We start from the raw sequence: 20,653 nt of genomic DNA on the forward strand, positions 1-20,653 counted from the left end.
TTCGGGCAGTCGGTAGGCGTCCCGGGCCGCGGAGTGCCAGGGTGGAGACCCCGCACACCGTGGGCATGGGACGAAGGGATTGCACACGTGCGTATCGATGTTTCCGGCAGGACCGCGATCGTGACCGGATCCTCGCAAGGTATCGGGCTCGCCATCGCCACCGGGCTGGCCGGTGCGGGAGCACGTGTCGTGCTGACCGGGCGCGGCCAGGACCGCCTCGACTCGGCGGCGGACGCGCTGCGGGGCGCCGAGCCCGACGCCGACGTCCTGACGGTCGCCTGTGACCTCGGAACGGAACAGGGTGCCGCAGAGCTCCAGGAAGCCGTGCCCGCCGCGGACATCCTCGTCAACAACCTGGGCATCTTCGGCCCTCGGCCGCCGCTCGAGATCACCGACGAGGAGTGGCGTGCCTACTTCGACACCAACGTCCTCAGCGCGGTGCGCCTGATCCGCCGCTATCTGCCCGGCATGACCGAGCGGGGGTGGGGCCGGGTGCAGAACATCGCGAGCGACTCCGCGATCGTCATCCCCGCCGAGATGATCCACTACGGCATGTCGAAGACCGCGCTGCTCGCCGTCTCCCGTGGCTTCGCCAAGGAGGCCGCGGGCACCGGGGTGACCGTGAACTCGGTGCTCGCCGGGCCCACACACACCGGCGGCGTCGAGAACTTCGTCCACGAGATGGTGGGCGGGGACCTTCCGTGGGACGAGGCCCAGCGCACGTTCATGCGCCTGCACCGCCCGCAGTCCCTGCTCCAGCGCCTGATCGAACCCGAGGAGATCGCGAACCTCGTCGTCTACCTCAGCTCCCCGCAGGCGTCGGCCACGACGGGCGCCGCCGTGCGGGTGGACGGCGGGTACATCGACTCGATCGTGCCCTGACCTTCCGGGCTGGCATGATCGGGGCATGAACGAGCGCATCATCGCCGCGTGTGACGGGGCATCGAAGGGCAATCCGGGACCTGCCGCCTGGGCGTGGGTCGTGGCCGATGGCCTGGGGAACCCCCAGCGGTGGGAGGCGGGTCCGCTGGGTACCGCCACGAACAACGTCGCCGAACTCACCGCCCTGCTGGAACTGCTGAAGTCGACCGATCCCGCCGTGCCCGTCGAGGTGCGCATGGACTCGCAGTACGCGATGAACGCGGTGACCAAGTGGCTGCCGGGGTGGAAGCGCAACGGCTGGAAGACGTCGGCGGGCAAGCCGGTGGCCAACCGGGAGCTGGTGGTCGGCATCGACGAGCTGCTGAGCAGCCGCAGCGTGACCTTCCGCTACGTTCCGGCGCACCAGGTGGACGGCGACCCGCTCAACGCGGTGGCCGACCAGGCGGCGAGTGAGGTGGCCGTCTCGCAGCAGGCGGCGGGTACCGCGTACGGCACCGCGGACATGCCGGTGCCGGCACCCGCCCGCTCGACGAAGAGCCGGGCGGCAGGTGGGGGAGCCGCCAAGAGCGGGTCTGCGGATGGGGCCACAGGGCGGCCGCGCTCCGGCACGATCCGGGCGAAGTTCGCGGGCCGGTGCCACTGCGGAAAGCCGTACGCGGCCAAGGACATGATCGCCAAGAATCCGAACGGCTGGGGTCACCCGGAGTGCCGGGCGGCGCTCGCCTGAGCCGTCACGGGGCTTTCAGATATCGGCCCAGACCAGCCGGCCGGACACGCTGGTGCGTGTGCCCCATCGCGTCGCCAGCGCGTCCACGAGCAGCAGACCACGGCCGTCCTCGGCCACCGACACGAGGCTGAAGCCGTCGTCCGCGCCGTCCGGCGCGCCGAAGGCCCCCGGGCCGGGGCCCTCCGTGCCGTGCGACCCGTCCGCCGGAGCTCCGTACAGCTGAGGCTTCCGTGGGCCGGGCAGGTCGGGTGCGTGGCGCCGGCCGCGGTTCCACACGCAGACGCGCACCCTGCCGGGGGTTCGCAGCACGCGGCACCGGATCCGCCGGCCCGCGGTGTGCTCCACCGCGTTGGTGACCAGTTCGGTCATGACCAGGGCCGCCGTCTCGGCGCGCTCGCCGGGCTCACCCCAGCCTCGCATGGCTTCCTGCACGCGATGCCTGGCCACGGGGGTCGGCATCGAGTCCTCCGCCGCACTCATCCGGACCTGGCACCCCGCTCTCGTCCCCGAGCTCCTGCGCACCCCTGCCTACGAGGCGGTCCTGTGCCGGGCCCTGACCGGCGATTCCGCGCTGCGGCGGGATCGGCACCTCGAACTGCTGGCGGAGCGGCAGCGCCGGCTGGCGGAGCGCGGCGCCACCTTGTGGGCCCTGATCCCGGCCGCCGCCTTCCACACGGACGTCGGCGGCCCCGCCGTGATGGCCGAACAGCGGGCGGCGCTGGAGGAGGCCGCCCACCAGCAGCACCTCACGGTGCAGGTGGTGCCGCTCGACTCAGCTCCGCACCCCCTGACCGGCGTCCCGGCGCTGCACCTGCTCCGCGTCCCGGTCGCGGAGATCGGCGACCGCGTGATCCTGGAGATCCCCGGGGCCCGGGTGGACGTCATCGACGGACCTGCCGCTGTCATGGACTACCGCATCCGGCTGGACGGCGCCGGCGCGGCCGCCCCGCACCCGGGTTCACCCCTGCCGGAGGGCGGCCGGAGCGCCGGAAACCCCTGAAGCCCGGGCCAGTTGTGGTTTCGAACGCCGGATGACGGTCACGCGCACAGTGCGGATCCGGAACGAAACGGAACCCGGCGAAGCTCAACGGGCCGTTCCCTGCGAGAAGGAGTGAGAGACATGGACAACTGGCGCACGCACGCGGCATGCCGCGAGGAGGACCCGGACCTGTTCTTCCCCATCGGCAGCAGCGGCCCCGCGCTCGTACAGGCCGAGGAGGCCAAGGCCGTCTGCGGGACCTGTCCCGTGCGGGAACGGTGCCTGGAATGGGCCCTGGAGAACGGACAGGACGCGGGCGTATGGGGAGGCATGGACGAGAACGACCGCCGCGCCCTGAAGCGCCGGCGCGCCCGGCAGCAGGCCAGGAGCCACGGGTGACACCTCTGGTCCCCTGCCGCCCCGCCGGGAGACGATGAGGCATGGACATCTCGGTCTGGCTCCCCATCGGCGTGCTGGTACTCCTGCTCATGGCGGGTGCAGCCGGCGTCCTCCTGGTGCGCGTGATCCGGGCCAGGAGGCTGCTCGCCGACGCCGGCGTTCCCCTGCGTAACAAGGCACTCGTGTGGGCGGCGGTGATCTACACCGTGTCGCCGGTCGACCTCTTGCCGGATCCCGTCTACCTCGACGACATCGGCTTCCTGCTGCTCGCCCTGCGCTCTCTGCATGCTGCGGCGCACGCGGCCCGCGCGGGGCGGGGGTGCGTGACACGCCCGGGTGGAAAGCAGCCGGCCGCGACACCAACGGAATCCGGCGGCAACCTTTCGGCGTCCGGCAGCAACTGAGGGGGCGTAAGCCGTCCCCTGCCAGAAGGTGCCTCTCGTGGAGCCTCTGCTTCCCCACCCCGATTCCCGCCCCCGTCGCAGACGCCGTATCACCCGCACCCGCGCGCTGATCGGCGCCCTGGCGGCCGGGCTGCTCGCCGCCGGCGGGCTCGTAGCGCTCGGCCCGACCTCGCAGGCCGCCACCGCGCGGCAGGCCGAGGCGCTCGACCGCGGCGTCGTGAGCGTGCACACCGACAGCGGGAACCTCGTCAGCTGGCGCTGGCTGGGTACCGACCCGGACAACGTCTCCTTCAACGTCTACCGGGCCGGCACCAAGGTCAACGCCTCGCCGGTCACCGCGTCCACGAACTACTTCCACTCCGGGGCGCCCGCCACCGCCGACTACACGGTGCGCGCGGTCGTCGACGGCGTGGAACAGGGCGACTCCGTGCACGCGATCCAGTTCCGCGCCGGATACAAGGACGTGCCCATCAGCCCGCCCGCAGGCGGGACGACACCCGACGGAGTCGCCTACACCTACGAGGCCAACGACGCGTCCGTCGGCGACCTGGACGGCGACGGCGCTCTCGACTTCGTACTGAAGTGGCAGCCCACCAACGCCAAGGACAACTCCCAGTCCGGCTACACGGGCAACACGATCGTCGACGGGATCCGCCTCGACGGCACCCGCCTCTGGCGGATCGACCTCGGGCGCAACATCCGCTCCGGCGCGCACTACACCCAGTTCCAGGTGTACGACTACGACGGTGACGGCCAGGCCGAGGTGGCGATGAAGACCGCCGACGGCAGCGTCGACGGTGCCGGGAAGGTGATCGGCAGTTCCTCCGCCGACCACCGCAACTCCTCCGGCTACATCCTGTCCGGCCCCGAGTTCCTGACGATGTTCAACGGGAAGAGCGGCGCGGCGATGGGCACCGTCGACTACGTCCCCGCGCGCGGCACTGTCTCGTCCTGGGGCGACTCCTACGGCAACCGCGTCGACCGCTTCCTCGCCGGGACCGCCTACCTGGACGGCGCGAGGCCGTCCCTGATCATGGCGCGCGGCTACTACACGCGCAGCGTCATCGCCGCCTGGGACTGGAGGGGCGGCGCCTTCACCCGGCGCTGGACCTTCGACACGAACAGCTCGACCAACTCCGGCAAGGGATACGACGGCCAGGGCAACCACCAGCTGTCCGTCGCGGACGCCGACGGTGACGGCAAGGACGAGATCATGTACGGCGCCATGGCGGTGGACGACAACGGCAGCGGACTGTGGACGACGAAGAACGGCCACGGCGACGCCATGCACGTAGGGGATCTCGACCCCTCCCGCGCGGGTCTCGAGGAGTTCAAGGTCGACGAGGACAGCTCGAAGCCGTCCTCCTGGATGGCGGACGCCAGGACCGGCCAGATCCTCTGGTCCACCCCGGCGAGCGGGGACAACGGACGTGGCGTCTCCGGGGACATCTGGTCCGGCAGCGCCGGCGCCGAGTCCTGGTCCTCCGCCGTCTCGGGGGTGCGCGACCCGAAGGGCGCCGTGGTCACCAGCCGCAAGCCGTCCAGCTCCAACTTCCTGTCCTGGTGGGACGGCGACACCACCCGTGAACTCCTCGACGGCACCCACATCGACAAGTACGGCACGTCGGCCGACACCCGGCTGCTGACGGGGTCCTCGGTCCACTCGGGCAACGGCACCAAGGCCACGCCCGCGATTTCCGGAGACCTGTTCGGCGACTGGCGAGAGGAAGTCGTCTGGCCGACCACCAACAACACGGCCCTGCGGATCTACTCGACGCCGCACGAGACCGGCACGAAGATCACCACCTTGCTGCACGACACCATGTACCGGACGGCGCTGGCCTGGCAGAACACCGCGTACAACCAGCCGCCGCATCCCAGCTTCGCCATCGGCAGCGGGATGGCGACCGCGCCCCGGCCGAGCATCACCACGCCGTAGCGCGCCTGCGGGCCGTGCCCCTTCATCCGGGGCACGGCCGGCCCGGCGTCGTGGTTCCTGAGCCGGCCTACTCGCCGGTCAGAGGGTCGCGCCCCGTGAGGCAGTAGACGCCCCCCGCCGGGTCCCGCATCACCGTCCATCCGTCGCCGTCGCGCACGAACCGGGCGCCGTGCTCCTCGTGCCGGATCCGTCCGGCGGCCGGGTCGGAACAGGCCAGATCGAGATGTGCGGAGGCGGCACGAGGCACGTCCAGGCGCTGGATGAGCAGACGGACCGGCAGATCCAGGGGCGGGCGGAGCACATGGAACTCCCGGTGGTCGCCCGGGCGCGCGTCCCAGCCGCCGGTCAGTGCCGCCCAGAACGCGACCTATGCGTCGAATACCGCCGGTGACACGTCGAGGCAGATCTGGTCCAGCCGGCTCGTGGTGCCTCCGGGATCGGTCAGGACCGGGGCCGTCGTGTCCGGCCACGCCAAGGCGCGACGCAGAACGACTGGCCGGCGGGGGGAGCGAAGCACGTCAGCTAGTTCCTCTGCTGTGGGTCCGGCGCGTCCCCCCGGAAGCCTTCATCGTGCCAGGGGCGCGGTTTCCGGAGGCCCGTTCATCACCCGTTCACCGGTGGGATCCGTCCGTGGCATTCCCTCGCACGTCACGGGGACCTACGCTCGGCGCGAATCGATCAACGCCGTCCGTGCCGTGGTCCGGCGGTTTCGATAACGTTGTCCGCCTTTACCGGAGGTATCCGAGAACATGCCCTCCAGACCGTCCGCGGCCCGGCGTCTCGCCGCACGGGCCGCCGCGATCGTCCTCACCGGCGCGCTCGCCGGTGCCGTCACGCCGCCGGCCGCCCAGGCCGAGGTGCTCGTCACGCGTCCCACCGCCTATGTGGACCCGATGATCGGCACGGCGAACGGCGGCAACACCTACCCCGGCGCGGTCCGCCCCTACGGCATGATCGCCTGGTCGCCGACCAGCACCACGGGAGACCAGACGAGCACCGGGGCGGCCAACGGTTACGAGTACGGGGTGACCCGGATGCGCGGACTGAGCCTCACCCACGTCAACGGAGCGGGGTGCAACCCCGGCGCCGCGGGTGACGTGCCCATCATGCCGTTCGTCGGCGACGTCACCTCGTCCCCGTCCGCCGACACCAAGGACGCCGTCTACGCGTCCGGCTTCTCGCACGACAACGAGCGTGCCGTACCCGGTCGTTACACCGTCGGGCTGGACTCCGGCGCGACAGCTGACCTGGCGGTCAGCGAACGCGCGGGTGTGGCCGACTTCAGCTTCCCGGCGGACAAGCCCGCCAACCTGCTCTTCCGGGTGTCGAACTCCCTCAACGGCAGCGAGGACGCCGAGGTCGACATCGACACCGCGCACCGCAAGGTGACCGGCTCGGTGCTCACCGGGGCGTTCTGCGGGCGGCGCGCCAACGGCGGTACCAACAACCGCAAGAGCTACTACCGGCTCTACTTCAGCGCCTCCTTCGACCGTGACTTCGCCTCCACGGGTACCTGGCGCGACGGTGCCCTCACGCCGGGCGCGACCAGCGGAAGCGGTGGCGAGGGATACGCCACCGGAGCGGACCGCGCCGGGCGCGGATCCGGCGGCTGGGTCGGTTTCGACACCGCGGAGGATGACGACGTACGGATGCGGATCGGGATCTCCTACGTCAGCCAGGCCGGCGCCGAGGCCAACCTCCGCAAGGAGATCGCGCCGAGGGCGAGCGTCGACGACGTGGCCCGGGCGGGGTCCGCCGCCTGGGACCGCGAACTCGCCTCCGTGCGTACCGGTGGCGGCAGCGATGCGCAGCGCACCGCGTTCTACACCGCGCTGTACCACTCGCTGATGCAGCCGAACCTGATCAGCGACACCGACGGCCGCTACCCCGGCATGGACGGGAAGCCGCACCGCGTCACGCGCGGTCAGAAGGCGCAGTACAGCAACTTCTCCGGCTGGGACCAGTACCGCGCCCAGATCCAGCTCCTCGCCCTCCTGAAGCCGAAGATCGCGGGTGACTTCGCCCAGTCGCTGTACAACTTCGCCCGCCAGAACGGCGGCGTCTGGGATCGCTGGGTGCATGTCAACGGCGCCACGCATGTGATGACCGGCGACCCCACGGCCGCCACCCTCGCCACGTTCTACGCGATGGGCGTACGCAACTTCGACTACGAAGGCGCGTTCGAGTCCCTGGCCCGCCAGGCCACGGTGCCCCACCCGGACGGGCTCTCCGACGCGGGGTGCCCCGGCCAGTGCACCGGCCAGCGGCCCAACCTCGCCCAGTACCTGGAATCCCGTTACGCGGCCCAGGACGTCTGCCACTGCTGGGGCGGCGCGGCCGAGACCCTGGAGGACGCGGTCGCCGACGCGGCGCTCGGCCGATGGGCCCGGCTGCTCGGACGTGATGAGGAGGCCGACGCCTTCGAGGAGCGCGGCACCTGGTGGCGCAACGTGTTCAACCCCGAGGCCGGCGACGGAGCCGGGACCACCGGCTACATCCAGGCGCGCAACCTCGACGGCTCCTGGGTGACCCCCTTCAGCCCCGGCAGCGACCGCGGCTTCGCCCAGGGCACCAGCGCCACCTACACCTGGATGGTCCCGCAGGACGTGCAGGGTCTGGCCGAGGCCATGGGCGGACGCGGCATCGCGGCGAAGCGGCTGGACGACTTCTTCCACAAGGCGGACGGCTCCTGGTCGGTCAAGGGCGGTGACGCGCTGCGCTACGACCCGACCAACGAGCCGGGAATCCATGCCCCGTGGCTCTACAACGCGCTGGGTCAGCCCTGGAAGACCCAGGAGACGGTACGCGAGATCGTGAACACGGTCTACGGGACCGGCCCGCGCGGCCTGCCCGGCAACGACGACCTCGGCACGATGTCGGCCTGGTACGTCTTCTCGGCGCTCGGCATCTACCCGCAGACGCCGGGTAGCGCCACCATGCTGCTCGGAGCGCCGCTCTTCCCGTCGGCGGTGCTGGACCGGCCGCAGGGCGGGGACATCCGCATCAGTGCCCCACAGGCCGATGCCACACATCCGTACATCGACGCGGTGAGCGTCAACGGACGGGCGAGTGACAGGTCCTGGACGGACGCCCGGCTGGTCACCCGGGGCGGGTCGCTCACCTACCGCCTCGCCGACCGGCCGAACACCTCCTGGGCCACGGGACCTGCGGGCCTTCCGCAGTAGCTCACCGGTCGGCCCTGTTCCGGAACCCGGTGGGCGGCGCGATGCCGCCCATCGGGTCTCGCACGCCCGGCGGGGAGGGCGGGAGGGCCTCAATTTTCTATCGTTGAAAATTCTGTGTGCACGACCGTTGTCAGGTGTTTGAGGCTGTGGCTCAATGTTCGACTATGTGCAGTGCTCCGCGGTCCGGGGCACTCCGGCTTCTTCGACGAGGACGACGCCTTGATACGACAACTAGCCCGCCCCCGCACGCTTTTCAGATCACTCGCCTGTACGGCGGCGCTGCTGCTCCCCGTGGGAGCCACCCTGGTCCCGGCCGCTGCCGCAGCCCCCGCCGCAGGCACCGCCTCCGCCTCGGCGGAGGTTCCCTCCACCGAGGTGCACGGCCTCAAGGGTGAGTACTTCGCCATGTCCGCCCCGGGCGCCCGCGACTTCGCGAAGCTCGGCGCCGTGGCACTCGACCCGGAGATCAACTTCCCCGGACTGACCGGTGCCTTCGAGTCGGCCACCGGCAGGACCGAGCACACCACCGCCCGCTGGACGGGGCACATCGAGGCCCCGGAGACCGGCGACTACACCTTCGCCGCCATCGGTGACAACGGCTTCCGGCTCTTCATCGACGACAAGGCCGTCATCGACCACTGGGAGCCGGACTGGGACAAGGAGCAGACCAGCGCGCCGGTCGCGCTGAAGGCCGGTGAACCGCACACGTTCCGGCTGGAGATGTTCCAGGACACCGGCGGAGCGAACATGTTCCTGCGCTGGTCGAGCGCGACGCTCGCCAAACAGCTCGTTCCCGAGTCCGCCTTCACCCCGCCCGCCGACTTCGAGGTCTACCCGGTCGGGCTGAGCGTCGCCGAGAACGGTCTGGAACTGCAGGCCGCCTTCGACCACGACATCAGTGGCATCGAGGGCGTGAAGGACCACCTCGACCTCGAGGCGGACACCACGCCGATGCCCGTCAAGTCGGTCGCCAGGGTCCCGGGCAACCGCAAGGCGCTCGTCGTCACCCTGGACGCGGCCGTCCAGAAGGGCCAGCAGGTCAAGTTCGCGTACGACGGTGAGGGCGGCCTGAAGGCCGGCGACGAGACCGTCCCGGAGATCAACCGCAGGGCGAAGAACCTCTCCACGCACCGGCTGCTCACCCCGTGGGGCGAGAAGGTCGACCGCAAGAACCCGCTGCCCGAGTACCCTCGCCCGCAGCAGGTGCGCGACGACTGGAAGAACCTCAACGGACCGTGGGAGTTCGCCGGGGCCGAGGCGGGCGAGCAGCCCGTCTTCGGCAAGAAGCTCGACGAGCGCATCACGGTGCCGTACCCGGTCGAGTCACAGCTCTCCGGACTCGAGCGCCACGAAGACCACATGTTCTACCGCAAGCTCGTCACGGTGCCCAAGAGCTGGTCGGTCGGCAAGCGGAGCAGTGACGACCGGCTGAAGCTCAACTTCGGCGCCGTCGACTACCAGGCGCGGGTCTGGGTCAACGGCAAGCAGGTCGCCGAGCACACCGGCGGCTACACCGCCTTCAGCGCCGACATCACGGACGCCCTCAAGGGAAGCGGCCCCCAGGAGATCGTGGTCGCGGTCACCGACACCACGGGAGCCGACCAGCCCACGGGCAAGCAGTCCCCCAACCCCAGCGGCATCTTCTACACCGCCTCCTCCGGCATCTGGCAGACCGTCTGGATGGAGCCCGTCGCGCCCGCAGCCGTCGACTCCCTGAAGACGACGCCCGACATCGACAAGGGCCGCCTCGCCCTGACGGTCAACTCCGAGGACGCCTCGAAGTCCGCCCGTGTCACCGCAGTCGCCCGCGACACGAAGGGCAAGGTCGTCGGCACCGTCACCGGCCCCGCCAACAGCGAGCTCAGCCTGCCCGTCGCCAAGCAGCACCTGTGGACACCGGACGACCCGTACCTGTACGACCTCGAGGTCACCCTCAAGGACGGCCGCTCCAAGGACACCGTCGACAGTTACTTCGGTATGCGTTCCTTCGGTGTCGCCGAGGTCGGCGGCTATCAGAAGCTGGTGCTCAACGGGAAGCCGTTCTTCTCCCTCGCCCAGCTCGACCAGGGCTTCTACCCCGACGGCCTGAACACCGCGCCCAGCGACGATGCCCTGGTCTTCGACCTGAAGGCGCAGAAGGACCTCGGCTTCAACTCCGTTCGCAAGCACATCAAGGTCGAGCCCGCCCGCTGGTACTACCATGCGGACCAGCTCGGTCTCCTGGTGTGGCAGGACTTCGTCTCCGGCAACCTCACCGGCGAGAAGGGCCAGAAGGCCTTCCTCGACCAGGGCGCCGAGATGATGGAACAGCTGCACAACTACCCCTCCATCGGAGCCTGGATCGTCTTCAACGAGGGCTGGGGCGAGTGGGACCGCACCGAGACCGGAAAGATCACCGAGAAGGTCCAGGCCGCGGACCCCTCGCGCGTCGTCAGCGCCCACAGCGGTGTCAACTGCTGCAACTCCAAGGGTGACTCCGGCAAGGGCGACATCATCGACCACCACGACTACAACAACACCGACCCGGCCTTCCCCGACGAGACGCGTGCCGCGATCGACGGCGAGCACGGTGGCTTCACCCTGCGGATCCCCGGCCGTATGTGGCCTGGCGCGCCCACCGCGATCTACAGCGGTGTCGCGGACAAGGACGCCCTGACCGCCAAGTACGTCGACAACACCCGCACGTACTACCTGGAGGCGGCCGGCGCCGAACTCTCCGGCTCCATCTACACCCAGGTGACCGACCTGGAGAACGAGCTCAACGGGCTCTGGACGTACGACCGCCGCGAGATCAAGGTCGACGCCGCCAAGGTGCGGAAGATCAACGAGGAGGTCATCGCCGCCGGCGCGGCCGCGGGCGAGCGGGACGAGGTCAAGGGCGGCGGCGCCTGGTCGCTCGACGAGAACGAGGGCACCAAGGCGGCCGACAGCGGCCCGAACCACAAGGACCTCGCCCTCACCGAGGGCACGTCCTGGACCTCCGGAGTGCAGGGCTCTGCCCTGAAGTTCAACGGCGAGGGCCAGTACGCGCAGACCGTCGGCCCGGTCGTCGACACCACCGGTGACTACACCGTGTCGGCCTGGGCATCGCTCGACGCGCTCCCGGGCAACTACGCGACCGTCCTCAGCCAGGACGGCCGCCGCCAGGAGAACCCGTTCTACCTCCAGTACGGGCAGGGCGGGTTCGCCTTCTCCACCCCGGGCGCCCACCGGGCCCGGCTGGAGATCGAGCCCGAGCTCGGCCAGTGGTACCACCTCGTCGGCGTACGCAGCGGTGACGAGATCAAGCTGTACGTCGACGGCGAGCTCGCCTCCACCGCGGCGGCGGGGGCCGCCGATGTCAGCACCGGCGCGCTGGCCGTGGGCCGCGCCAAGTGGTCGGGCGGTAACACCGACTTCTGGAACGGCTCCGTCGACCAGGTGAAGGTGTACGACAAGGCGCTCACCGACCAGGAGGTGACCGCACTCCACGACGGCGAACAGCCGTAGGTCCGCACCCGCAGGACCGCTCCCGGCGGCGCGCGCACGAGCCCGCGCCGCCGGGAGCCGCGCGTGATGACGCGAAGATCACCGCACCGACGGGCGCCGGTGCGTGGCCCAGTATTCGGCGGCGGTGATGCCGAGCAGCACGACGTCGTGATGGCTGCCGGCGAAGAACTCATGCTGGCGAAGCCGCCCCTCCTCGACGAAGCCCAGCCTGCGGTAGAGGGCGAGGGAGGCGTCGTTGAAGGCGTAGACCTCCACCTCGCACTTGTTGTGGCGCTGTTCGGCGAACATGTAGGTGAGGACGAGTTCGGTCGCCTCGGCCGCGTATCCCATGCGGCGGTGATCGCGGTGGATCGCGACACCCGTCCTGAACCGTCCTGCACGGCTGTCGGTCTCTCCGACCGTCACGGACCCGGCGAACGCGTGGTCGGCCAGCACCTCGATCACCAGGCGAAACGCTTCGCCCCCCGGCGTACGCCCGGCCCGCTCATCCGTCCATGAACGGAAACTCGTCGCGGAGCGCGGAGGGTCGACCAGGTCGGCGTCGCGGACATCGAGGCTGTTCCGGGCGAGGTCGCGAAAGCCCTCCCAGTCCTCGGGCTCGACGCCCCGAAGACGTACCTTCTCACCAGCCCACATATCACTCATGGCGCCTACCACTTCGCTGTCGGTTGCCGACGCTGACGGCCGTTCAGTGCGAGCACGACACACTAGTGCCAGGCGACTGGAAGTGAGACACGGCCGCGTCCCGAGCAGGCGCAGCCGGGACGTCGCTCCTGATGCACAGGAGTTCCGGCCTCACACCGGGGCGACCGCGGCTCCCGTGCTCTCCCGGGCCAGCACGCGGTGCGGGACCACGATCCGGCGGGCGGGCAGCGCCTCCAGCCGGCCGAGGACGCGCTCGGCCAGACACTGCACCGCGCGTTCGGCGATCTGCTCGCGGTCCGGGGCGATCGTGGTGAGAGAAGGGACGGCGAACCGGCCGTCCTCGATGTCGTCGAAGCCCATCAGCGCCAGGTCCTCCGGCACCCGCACGCCCTGTTCGGCGGCGGCACGCAGGGCACCGAGGGCGAGTTCGTCGCTGAAGCAGAAGACGGCGTCGACGGAGCCGGGCGCCCTCAGCAGCTCACGCAGAGCCCGCGCCCCTTCCGCCCGGTGCAGATCGGCCACCTCCACCTCGGCCACCGGACTCATACCGGCCTCCCGCAGCCCCTGCCGGAAACCCTCGGCGCGCAGCTCGGCCGTGCCGTGGCCCAGCCTGGACTGCAGGCCGATCGCGGCGACACGCCGACGGCCCAGCGCGGCCAGGTGGGCCGCTGCTGCCCGAGCGGCCGCAACGTTGTCCAGGGCGACGTGGTCGATCGATCCGAGCGGATCCAGTTCCCCGAGGACGACCAGAGGCAGACCGCCCGCGAGCGAGGCGAGTTCGGCCGGCGGCGTCGACCACGGACTGATGATCATTCCGTCGACCTGGTGGCCCTCCGATCCGTCGAGGAGCCGCCGCTCCAGGTCCGCCCGCCCGCCGGTCCGCTCCAGGAGCACCGTCCAACCGCGCGCCTGCGCGGCGTCGATGAGATGACCGGTCAGCGCCCCGAAGTAAGGGGAGTGGATCTCGGGGACGACGACCCCGATGAGCCCGGTGCGTCCCTGCCGGAGGTTACGGGCGGCGAGGTTGGGGCGGTAGCCCAGTTCCTCCACCGCCGCCATGACCCGCGCACGCGTGTCCGGGGCGACGGCCGCCGCATTGCTCACGACGTTGGAGACGGTCCGGACGGACACGCCCGCGAGCGAGGCGACGTCCTTGAGTCTCGCTGCCACGGCCGGTGTTCCTGCCCCTCTGCGTGCGGGGGGCGGCGGACCGCGCCCTCTGAGCTGTGCACCGTAACAGGTCACGCCGCACACGAGGGTCCCACCCTCTTGCCACGTTATTTGCAACGTTGCAGCATGGGGGCGGCGCACGGTGGATCCAGGCCAGGGTCCCCTTGGAACATGCCTGTTGCGCCCCCTTCCACCGATGAGAGGACCACCGCCATGCAAGAGTCCGCGACGTCCGCCGCCGCTCCGCACCCGCACCCCGACGCGGCAGTCCAGGACCTGTACACGGCCGGTATCACCGGGCACCGGGGCGCCTTCACCCCGCAGTGGGCCGACGCGATGCGCGAGGACATCGAGACGGCCTTCGCCGAGGCGCGCGGCCGGGAGGGTGGAGCGGTGGGCCGGGGACCGAACCGCTTCTACGTGGAGATCCACCCCGAGCAGCTGCGGGGTTTCGTGGACCTGGTCGACCATCCGTGGGTACGGGCGGTGTCCGAGGCCGTCCTGGGGCCCGACTACCGCATCGTCGAGCTGGGGTTCGACATACCGCTCGCCGGAGCGGTGAATCAGCCCTGGCACCGGGACTTCCCCATGCCGGAGGCCACCAGGCACCGGCGCCGGCTGACGTCTCTCGCCTTCAACCTCACGGCCGTGGACACGCGCGACGACATGGGCCCGTTCGAGATCGCGCCCGGCACCCAGTGGGACGACGACGCGCGCTTCGGCCACGGGATGTTCCCGCCCCGCGAGGACCACCCGCGCTACGCCACGCTCGCCGAACGGAAGTACCCGCGGCGAGGCGACGTCTCGGTCCGCTCCGCCCTGACGATCCACCGGGGCACGGCCAACCGGTCGCCCGACCCACGCCCCGTCCTGGTGCTGGGCGTCGACGCCCCGGGCGCGGGCAACGACGCGCGGCACGACATGACGGTCACCCGGGAGTACTGGGCGTCCCTGCCCGGCCGGGTGCGGGCACACCTGCAGTGCCCGGTCGTGGAGAAACTGGCCCCCATCGTTCAGAAGCACACCATCGAGGGCCTGGTCATGGGCGACGCCTGACGGGGCGGGATGTGCGCGGCCCAGGGGTGGCGGAACAGACGGTCGCCGCCGGGCGTGTCCGTAAGTGGTTCCGCCGGCCGGGGGCTGGGGCGGTAGTTCCGGGGTGGCGGTCAGGCCCGTGAGCACGCCCCGAGAGGTGCGTGGGGTCTGCCGACCCGACCCGACCCGACCCGAGCCGACCCGGTCAACGCTGGGATCCCGGATGGGTGGACATGGCTGCGGCAGGTGCCCGCCAGGGCACCGACCGCGGGCCTCCCGAACGGCCAGCTGCTGCCGCGGCGCCCCTCCTGCCGCCCTCTCGCTCTACGCCGCCTTCGAACCCACGGTGTCAGGGGAGTGGGCGGGCCGGCGCCCCGCCCCTGATGGATCCGGCGAGCGGTTTTCCACTGCCCGCTGGACGCGGCCTCCGTGCGACGGTGGCAGAAGCCTCATATGTACTCCTGGCAGAAGACGGTCCACTGGAGCCAGGCCAACTTCGTCGGGCATCCGGCCCGGGCCGGGCCGGCACATGGCGAAGGTGGCCGTCGCGTCCGGACCTGGCGGCACGACAACGTGTCCGCACCGCCGGAAAATTGCTGTCGGCGGTATGACAGCACGCGATCAAGCGCGTGTCCAGGGGTGGCGCAGCACCTGGTGCGGAAGCCCGCCGAAGGCGACGACGAGCAAGACCGTGCCCCACGGCGACACATTTTGGAAACGCGTCGACAACTCTCTTGCCGCCTGCGGCGCCTCGCCTATATAACGTTGTAAACCGAGCCGCCGAGAGGCCGAACAAGCCCTCACGCCCCCCGTTTCCGCAGCTCGCAGCGGGATCGTGAGGGATACCGCGTCATCTGCCGCCGAGCGGCCGATGCACCGTCCCGCCATGCCCGACCGCATGCCGAAGGGTGTGCCGTCACCTCGCCAAGGAGCGTCCCGCGCATGATGACCCAGCGTCGATCCCGTACCCTCGCCGCGGCCTGCCTGATCGCCGCCACCGCCACGCTGGCCGTTTCCGGCTGCTCCAAGTCGGAGACCTCGGACAGCGCGGGCGGTGACAGCGGCCAGGGAGCCCAGGCGGCCAAGTCCCCGGAGGCCGCTTCTGGTCCCGGCTGTTCGCTGCAGAGGTACGGCGCGCCCAAGATCGACCTCAAGGACGCGGTGGTCGGCTTCTCCCAGTCGGAGAAGGAGGCCAACCCGTTCCGCATCGCCGAGACCCAGTCCATCAAGGACGAGGCCGCAAAGATCGGCGTCAAGAAGCTGCTCACCACCAACGCGCAGTCGCAGCTGTCCAAGCAGATCAGCGACATCCAGGACATGCTCTCCCAGGGCGCGCAGTTCCTCATCATCGCGCCGCTGAACTCCGACGGTCTGGAGCCCGCGCTCAAGGCCGCGGCGGCGAAGAAGGTGCCCGTCCTCACCATCGACCGCAAGGTCAACTCCACGGCCTGCAAGGACTATGTGGCCTTCCTGGGCTCCGACTTCGTCGAGCAGGGCAAGCGGGCCGCCGACGCGATGATCAAGGCGACCGACGGCAAGGGCAAGGTGGCGATCCTCCTCGGTGCCTCCGGCAACAACGTGACCACCGACCGGACCAAGGGCTTCGTCGACCAGATCAAGGCCGAGGCGCCCGGGATCGAGATCGTCGCCCAGCAGACCGGCGAGTTCGCCCGTGACAAGGGCCAGCAGGTGATGGAACAGCTCATCCAGTCCAAGCCCGACATCACCGCCGTCTACGCGGAGAACGACGAGATGGGCCTCGGCGCCGTCACCGCGCTGAAGGCGGCCGGCAAGAAGCCCGGCAAGGACGTCAAGATCGTCTCGGTCGACGGCACCCGCAACGCCGTGCAGGCCCTGGTCAACGGCGAGTACAACGCCGTCATCGAGTCCAACCCGCGCTTCGGGCCGCTGGCCTTCGCGACCGCCCAGAAGTTCTACGGCGGCGAGGAGATCCCCGAGAACGTCATCATCACCGACCGCGCCTACGACGAGACCAACGCCAAGGAATCGCTCGGCGGGGCGTACTGATCCGCTCCTGACACCAGCGGCCCCGGCCGCCGTGGTGCCCGCACCGGGCCACGGCGGCCTCCGGGCCCCTCCCTCTTGGACAGCGGAAGGCCGAGAACACCCATGGCACCACCCGAAGCACTACCTCAGGCACCGGAAGCGGCCGCGCCCACGGCCTCCGCCGTGCTCGAAGCCCGCTCGGTGAGCAAACGGTTCCCCGGCGTCGTCGCACTCGACGACGTCTCGTTCTCCCTGCGCGCGGGGGAGACCCACGCGCTCGTCGGGGAGAACGGCGCCGGTAAGTCCACCCTCATCAAGGTGCTGACCGGCGTGTACCGGCCCGACGGGGGCGAACTGCGGATGGCCGGTGAACCGGTCAGGTTCACCCGGCCGTTCGAAGCCCAGCAAGCCGGAATCTCCACGATCTACCAGGAAGTCAACCTCGTCCCGCTGATGAGCGTGGCGCGCAACATCTTCCTGGGCCGCGAACCCAGGAACCGCTTCGGGCTCATCGATTTCGCCCGCATGCACCGGGAGACGAGCGAACTGCTCGACGGATTCGGCGTACGCGTCGATCCGCGCCGTCCCCTGCACACCCTCGGCATCGGCACGCAGCAGATGGTCGCCCTCGCCCGTGCGGTGTCCGTCAACGCCCAGGTCGTCATCATGGACGAGCCCACCTCCTCGCTCGAACCGCGTGAGGTGGAAACCCTCTTCCGGGTCATCGGGAACCTGCGGGACCAGGGCATCGCCGTTCTCTACGTCAGCCACCGCATGGACGAGCTCTACCGGATCTGCGACCGTGTCACCGTCCTGCGCGACGGCCGCCACATCCACACCGGCGATCTCGCGGACCTCGACCGGATGCAGCTCGTGTCGATGATGCTCGGCCGCGACCTGTCCGAGGTGCGCCGCTCCGGCGTCACCAGTTTCGCCGCGGAAGGGCACGAGGCGGCCCGTACGCCCGTCCTCACCGCGACCGGGCTCACCAGCCGTCTCCAGCTCCACGACATATCCGTGTCCCTGTACGCGGGCGAAGTGCTCGGCCTCGGCGGGCTCCTGGGCTCGGGCCGCAGCGAGACGGCGAAGGCCCTGTCCGGTGCGCTGCCCCTGGACGCGGGCGAACTCACCGTCGACGGCACCGTCTTGAAGCGCCTCACTCCGGCCGCCGCCATCCGGGCCGGCATCAGCCTGCTGCCCGAGGACCGCAAGGCCGAAGGCATCGTGCCCGGTCTCTCCGTCCGCGAGAACATCGTGCTGGCCGCCATGCCGCGCCTCTCCCGGGCCGGTGTCGTCTCCCGCGCCAAGCAGGACCGGATCGTCGAGATCTTCATGAAGCGTCTGCGTATCAAGGCGTCGAGCCCCGAGCAGAAGGTCGGGGAACTCTCCGGCGGCAACCAGCAGAAGGTCCTGCTGGCCCGCTGGCTCTGTCTGGAACCCAAGGTCCTGCTGCTTGACGAACCCACCCGCGGCATCGACGTCGGAGCCAAGGCCGAGGTCCAGAGCCTCATCGACGACCTCGCCCGCGAGGGCCTCGCCGTCCTGCTCATCTCCTCGGACATCGAGGAGCTCATCGAGGGCGCCGACCGGATCGTCGTCCTGCGCGGCGGAGCCGTCGCCGGTGAACTGTCGGGCGACGACGTGGCCGAGGACCGGCTGCTCGAAGTACTCGCCGACCACGCGCCACAGCCGGCGGACAGGGCCCCGGCCGCCCAGGAGGACCCCCGATGACCCAGACAGCCGTCGCCCCGCCCACGAAGGGCGACACCCCCCGGAAGTCCGAGAACCCCCTGGCCAGGCTGCGAGATCCCGCCTGGTACCAGAAATACGGCGTCTACGTGGCCGTGGCGGTGGTACTGCTCTTCAACGCCCTGTTCACCGAACACTTCATGACCGCCGACAACTTCCGCACCCAGCTCGTCCAGGTCGCCCCCATCGTCATCGTCGCCCTGGGCATGGCCCTGGTCATCGGCACCGAGGGCGTCGACCTGTCCGTCGGCTCGACGATGGCGCTCGCCGCCGCGTTCCTGCCGCTCTACCTCGGATACGGGCTCGTCCCCGCACTGGTCGTCGCCCTGCTGGCCGGCGCCGTCGTCGGAGCGGTCAACGGCGCCCTGGTCTCCCTCGTCGGGCTCCAGCCCATCGTGGCCACGCTCGCCCTCTTCGTCGGAGGCCGCGGCCTGGCCCTGGTCATGGCCGACGGACAGCTCAAGCAGATCGTCAACCCCGAGCTGCTGTCGCTGGGCACCGGTTCCTTCCTCGGTGTTCCGCTGGTCGTCCTGATCGCCGCGGTGCTGGCCGTCGCCGTCGCCTTCCTGGTGCAGCGCACCACCTTCGGCCGGCAGGTCGTCGCCATCGGCGGCAACCGCTCCGCCGCCGCACTCGCCGGGCTGCCCGTCAAGCGGGTCCTCATCGGCGTGTACGTCCTCTGCGGAGTGCTCGCCGCGCTCGCCGGAATCCTCGCCACGGCCAGGCTCACCGCGAGCGACCCGTCCTCGCTCGGCACCCTCATGGAACTCTCCGCCATCACGGCGGTCGTGGTCGGCGGCACCCCCCTCAACGGAGGCTCCGTCCGGGTCCTCGGCACCGTGGCGGGCGCCCTGCTCATGCAGCTCCTGCGCGCCACGCTCGTCAAACACGACCTGCCCGACTCCACCGCACAGATCGCCCAGGCGGCCATCATCATCGCCGCCGTCTACGTCGCCCGGGAGCGTCGGTCCCGATGAACGAAACCAAGCCCGTCACCGCCTCCCCGGCCCCGGTGCCGACGAAGACGCCCGCCGCCCGCCCCACCGCGGGCGCCGAGCAGACCGGCCGGCAGCGCGCCGCCGAACTCCTGCAACGCCAGGGCGTCCTCGCGGTCCTGCTGGCCGTCGTGATCGCCGCCTCGTTCATCTACCCGACCTTCGCGTCCCTGGACAACGCCCGCGGTGTGACCATCCAGGCGTCCTTCCTCGCCGTGGTCGCGCTCGGTATGACGATGGTCATCATCACCGGTGGCATCGACCTGTCCGTCGGATCCGTCTTCGCCCTCGGGGGAGTCCTCGCCGCCTGGGCCTCGCAGTACGGATTCCTCGCCGCGCTGCTGCTTCCCCTCGTGGTGTGCGGCGGGATCGGCCTGCTCAACGGACTCCTGATCGCCCGGGGCAACATGGCCCCGTTCATCGTCACCCTGGCGACCCTGCTGGGCGCCCGGGGCCTGCTGCTCGCCCTCACCGACGAGGGCGCCACCACCTATCTGGTGCCCAAGGGCTCCGCCTTCGCCGAGCTCGGCCAGGGCAGTGTCTGGGGCTTCGGCCACCCGATCCTCATCGCGTTGGTGCTCTTCGGTGCCGGCGGACTCGTCCTGCAGCGCACCTCGTTCGGGCAGACGCTCTTCGCCGTCGGCGGCAGCAGCGACGCGGCCACCCTGATGGGCCTCCCCGTCGCTCGTACGAAGATCCTCGTCTACACACTCAGCGGCCTGCTCGCCGGACTCGCCGGCGCCCTCAACGCCGCCAGGCTCTCCTCCGGCGTCACCATCGTCGGGGTCGGCATGGAACTCGACGCGATCTCCGCCGTCGTCATCGGCGGCACCCTGCTCATCGGCGGCGCCGGGTCCATCAGCGGCACCCTCTGGGGTGTCCTGCTGCTGGCCGTCATCCAGAACCTCATCAACCAGATCGGCTCGCTCAACTCCTCCTACCAGTCGGTGGTCAGCGGCGGCTTCCTTATCGTTGTGGTGGTGGCCCAGCGCTATCTGGCGCGCAGTCGCAGACGTACCTGACGACAAGCCGCCGGTCGAGGGCCGGA

15 protein-coding genes and 2 pseudogenes are annotated in these 20,653 nt (G+C 70.5%); 13 read left to right on the forward strand and 4 right to left on the reverse strand.

The window, feature by feature from the left end; translation table 11 throughout:
- Positions 1 to 87: 87 nt before the first annotated feature.
- Both ACFYQ5_RS15140 and ACFYQ5_RS15145 read left to right on the forward strand, forming a co-directional pair.
- The gene (locus ACFYQ5_RS15140; protein WP_389197700.1) at positions 88 to 882 is read left to right on the forward strand and encodes an SDR family NAD(P)-dependent oxidoreductase; all 795 of its coding nucleotides are present in this window, start codon (positions 88 to 90) and stop codon (positions 880 to 882) included.
- Positions 883 to 907: 25 nt separating this feature from the next.
- Entirely contained in the window at positions 908 to 1,609 is a 702-nt protein-coding gene (locus tag ACFYQ5_RS15145) for a ribonuclease H (RefSeq protein WP_389197702.1), read from the forward strand.
- 15 nt (positions 1,610 to 1,624) lie between these two features.
- On the opposite strand, the gene ACFYQ5_RS15150 is transcribed toward ACFYQ5_RS15145, so the two are convergent.
- Positions 1,625 to 2,029: an ATP-binding protein gene (locus ACFYQ5_RS15150; RefSeq protein WP_389197704.1), complete on the reverse strand. Its 405-nt coding sequence runs from the start codon at positions 2,027 to 2,029 to the stop codon at positions 1,625 to 1,627.
- Between the two features lie 31 nt (positions 2,030 to 2,060).
- Between ACFYQ5_RS15150 and ACFYQ5_RS15155 the strand changes: the two are divergent.
- The 4 genes and pseudogenes from ACFYQ5_RS15155 to ACFYQ5_RS15170 form a co-directional block, all read left to right on the forward strand.
- Positions 2,061 to 2,609: pseudogene (locus tag ACFYQ5_RS15155) on the forward strand (DUF5753 domain-containing protein); the annotation flags it as partial.
- A 120-nt stretch (positions 2,610 to 2,729) separates the two neighbouring features.
- On the forward strand, positions 2,730 to 2,987 hold the full coding sequence (locus ACFYQ5_RS15160) for a WhiB family transcriptional regulator (RefSeq protein WP_389197706.1): 258 nt from the start codon (positions 2,730 to 2,732) through the stop codon (positions 2,985 to 2,987).
- Positions 2,988 to 3,028: 41 nt separating this feature from the next.
- Entirely contained in the window at positions 3,029 to 3,391 is a 363-nt protein-coding gene (locus ACFYQ5_RS15165; protein WP_389197708.1) for a YkvA family protein, read from the forward strand.
- Positions 3,392 to 3,428: 37 nt separating this feature from the next.
- A complete protein-coding gene (locus tag ACFYQ5_RS15170; RefSeq protein WP_389197709.1) occupies positions 3,429 to 5,330 on the forward strand; it encodes a rhamnogalacturonan lyase in 1,902 nt (633 codons plus the stop codon).
- A 67-nt stretch (positions 5,331 to 5,397) separates the two neighbouring features.
- On the opposite strand, the pseudogene ACFYQ5_RS15175 reads toward ACFYQ5_RS15170, so the two are convergent.
- Positions 5,398 to 5,852: pseudogene (locus ACFYQ5_RS15175) on the reverse strand (VOC family protein); the annotation flags it as partial.
- Between the two features lie 227 nt (positions 5,853 to 6,079).
- Between ACFYQ5_RS15175 and ACFYQ5_RS15180 the strand changes: the two are divergent.
- Entirely contained in the window at positions 6,080 to 8,515 is a 2,436-nt protein-coding gene (locus ACFYQ5_RS15180; RefSeq protein WP_389197711.1) for a GH92 family glycosyl hydrolase, read from the forward strand.
- 171 nt (positions 8,516 to 8,686) lie between these two features.
- Positions 8,687 to 12,004, forward strand: coding sequence for a LamG-like jellyroll fold domain-containing protein (locus ACFYQ5_RS15185; protein WP_389197712.1), 3,318 nt, complete (start codon positions 8,687 to 8,689; stop codon positions 12,002 to 12,004).
- Between the two features lie 78 nt (positions 12,005 to 12,082).
- Here the strand turns inward: ACFYQ5_RS15185 and ACFYQ5_RS15190 are convergent, their stop codons facing one another.
- On the reverse strand, positions 12,083 to 12,649 hold the full coding sequence (locus tag ACFYQ5_RS15190) for a GNAT family N-acetyltransferase (protein ID WP_389197714.1): 567 nt from the start codon (positions 12,647 to 12,649) through the stop codon (positions 12,083 to 12,085).
- A 150-nt stretch (positions 12,650 to 12,799) separates the two neighbouring features.
- Positions 12,800 to 13,819, reverse strand: coding sequence for a LacI family DNA-binding transcriptional regulator (locus ACFYQ5_RS15195; RefSeq protein ID WP_389197716.1), 1,020 nt, complete (start codon positions 13,817 to 13,819; stop codon positions 12,800 to 12,802).
- Positions 13,820 to 14,032: 213 nt separating this feature from the next.
- On the opposite strand from ACFYQ5_RS15195, the gene ACFYQ5_RS15200 reads away from it, so the two are divergent.
- From ACFYQ5_RS15200 to ACFYQ5_RS15220, 5 genes are all read left to right on the forward strand, one after another.
- Positions 14,033 to 14,875 (forward strand): phytanoyl-CoA dioxygenase family protein, encoded by an 843-nt coding sequence (locus tag ACFYQ5_RS15200; protein WP_389197718.1) that lies wholly within the window; start codon positions 14,033 to 14,035, stop codon positions 14,873 to 14,875.
- Between the two features lie 921 nt (positions 14,876 to 15,796).
- The gene (locus ACFYQ5_RS15205) at positions 15,797 to 16,882 is read left to right on the forward strand and encodes an ABC transporter substrate-binding protein (RefSeq protein ID WP_389197720.1); all 1,086 of its coding nucleotides are present in this window, start codon (positions 15,797 to 15,799) and stop codon (positions 16,880 to 16,882) included.
- A 102-nt stretch (positions 16,883 to 16,984) separates the two neighbouring features.
- A complete protein-coding gene (locus ACFYQ5_RS15210; RefSeq protein ID WP_389197722.1) occupies positions 16,985 to 18,592 on the forward strand; it encodes a sugar ABC transporter ATP-binding protein in 1,608 nt (535 codons plus the stop codon).
- The gene (locus ACFYQ5_RS15215; protein ID WP_389197724.1) at positions 18,589 to 19,587 is read left to right on the forward strand and encodes an ABC transporter permease; all 999 of its coding nucleotides are present in this window, start codon (positions 18,589 to 18,591) and stop codon (positions 19,585 to 19,587) included. Before ACFYQ5_RS15210 ends, ACFYQ5_RS15215 begins: the two co-directional genes overlap by 4 nt.
- Positions 19,584 to 20,627 (forward strand): ABC transporter permease, encoded by a 1,044-nt coding sequence (locus ACFYQ5_RS15220; RefSeq protein WP_389197726.1) that lies wholly within the window; start codon positions 19,584 to 19,586, stop codon positions 20,625 to 20,627. The genes ACFYQ5_RS15215 and ACFYQ5_RS15220 overlap by 4 nt, the downstream gene beginning before the upstream one ends.
- The last annotated feature ends 26 nt before the right edge of the window (positions 20,628 to 20,653 follow it).

The sequence above is a fragment of the Streptomyces sp. NPDC005794 genome (genome assembly GCF_042871445.1).
Taxonomy (GTDB): domain Bacteria; phylum Actinomycetota; class Actinomycetes; order Streptomycetales; family Streptomycetaceae; genus Streptomyces.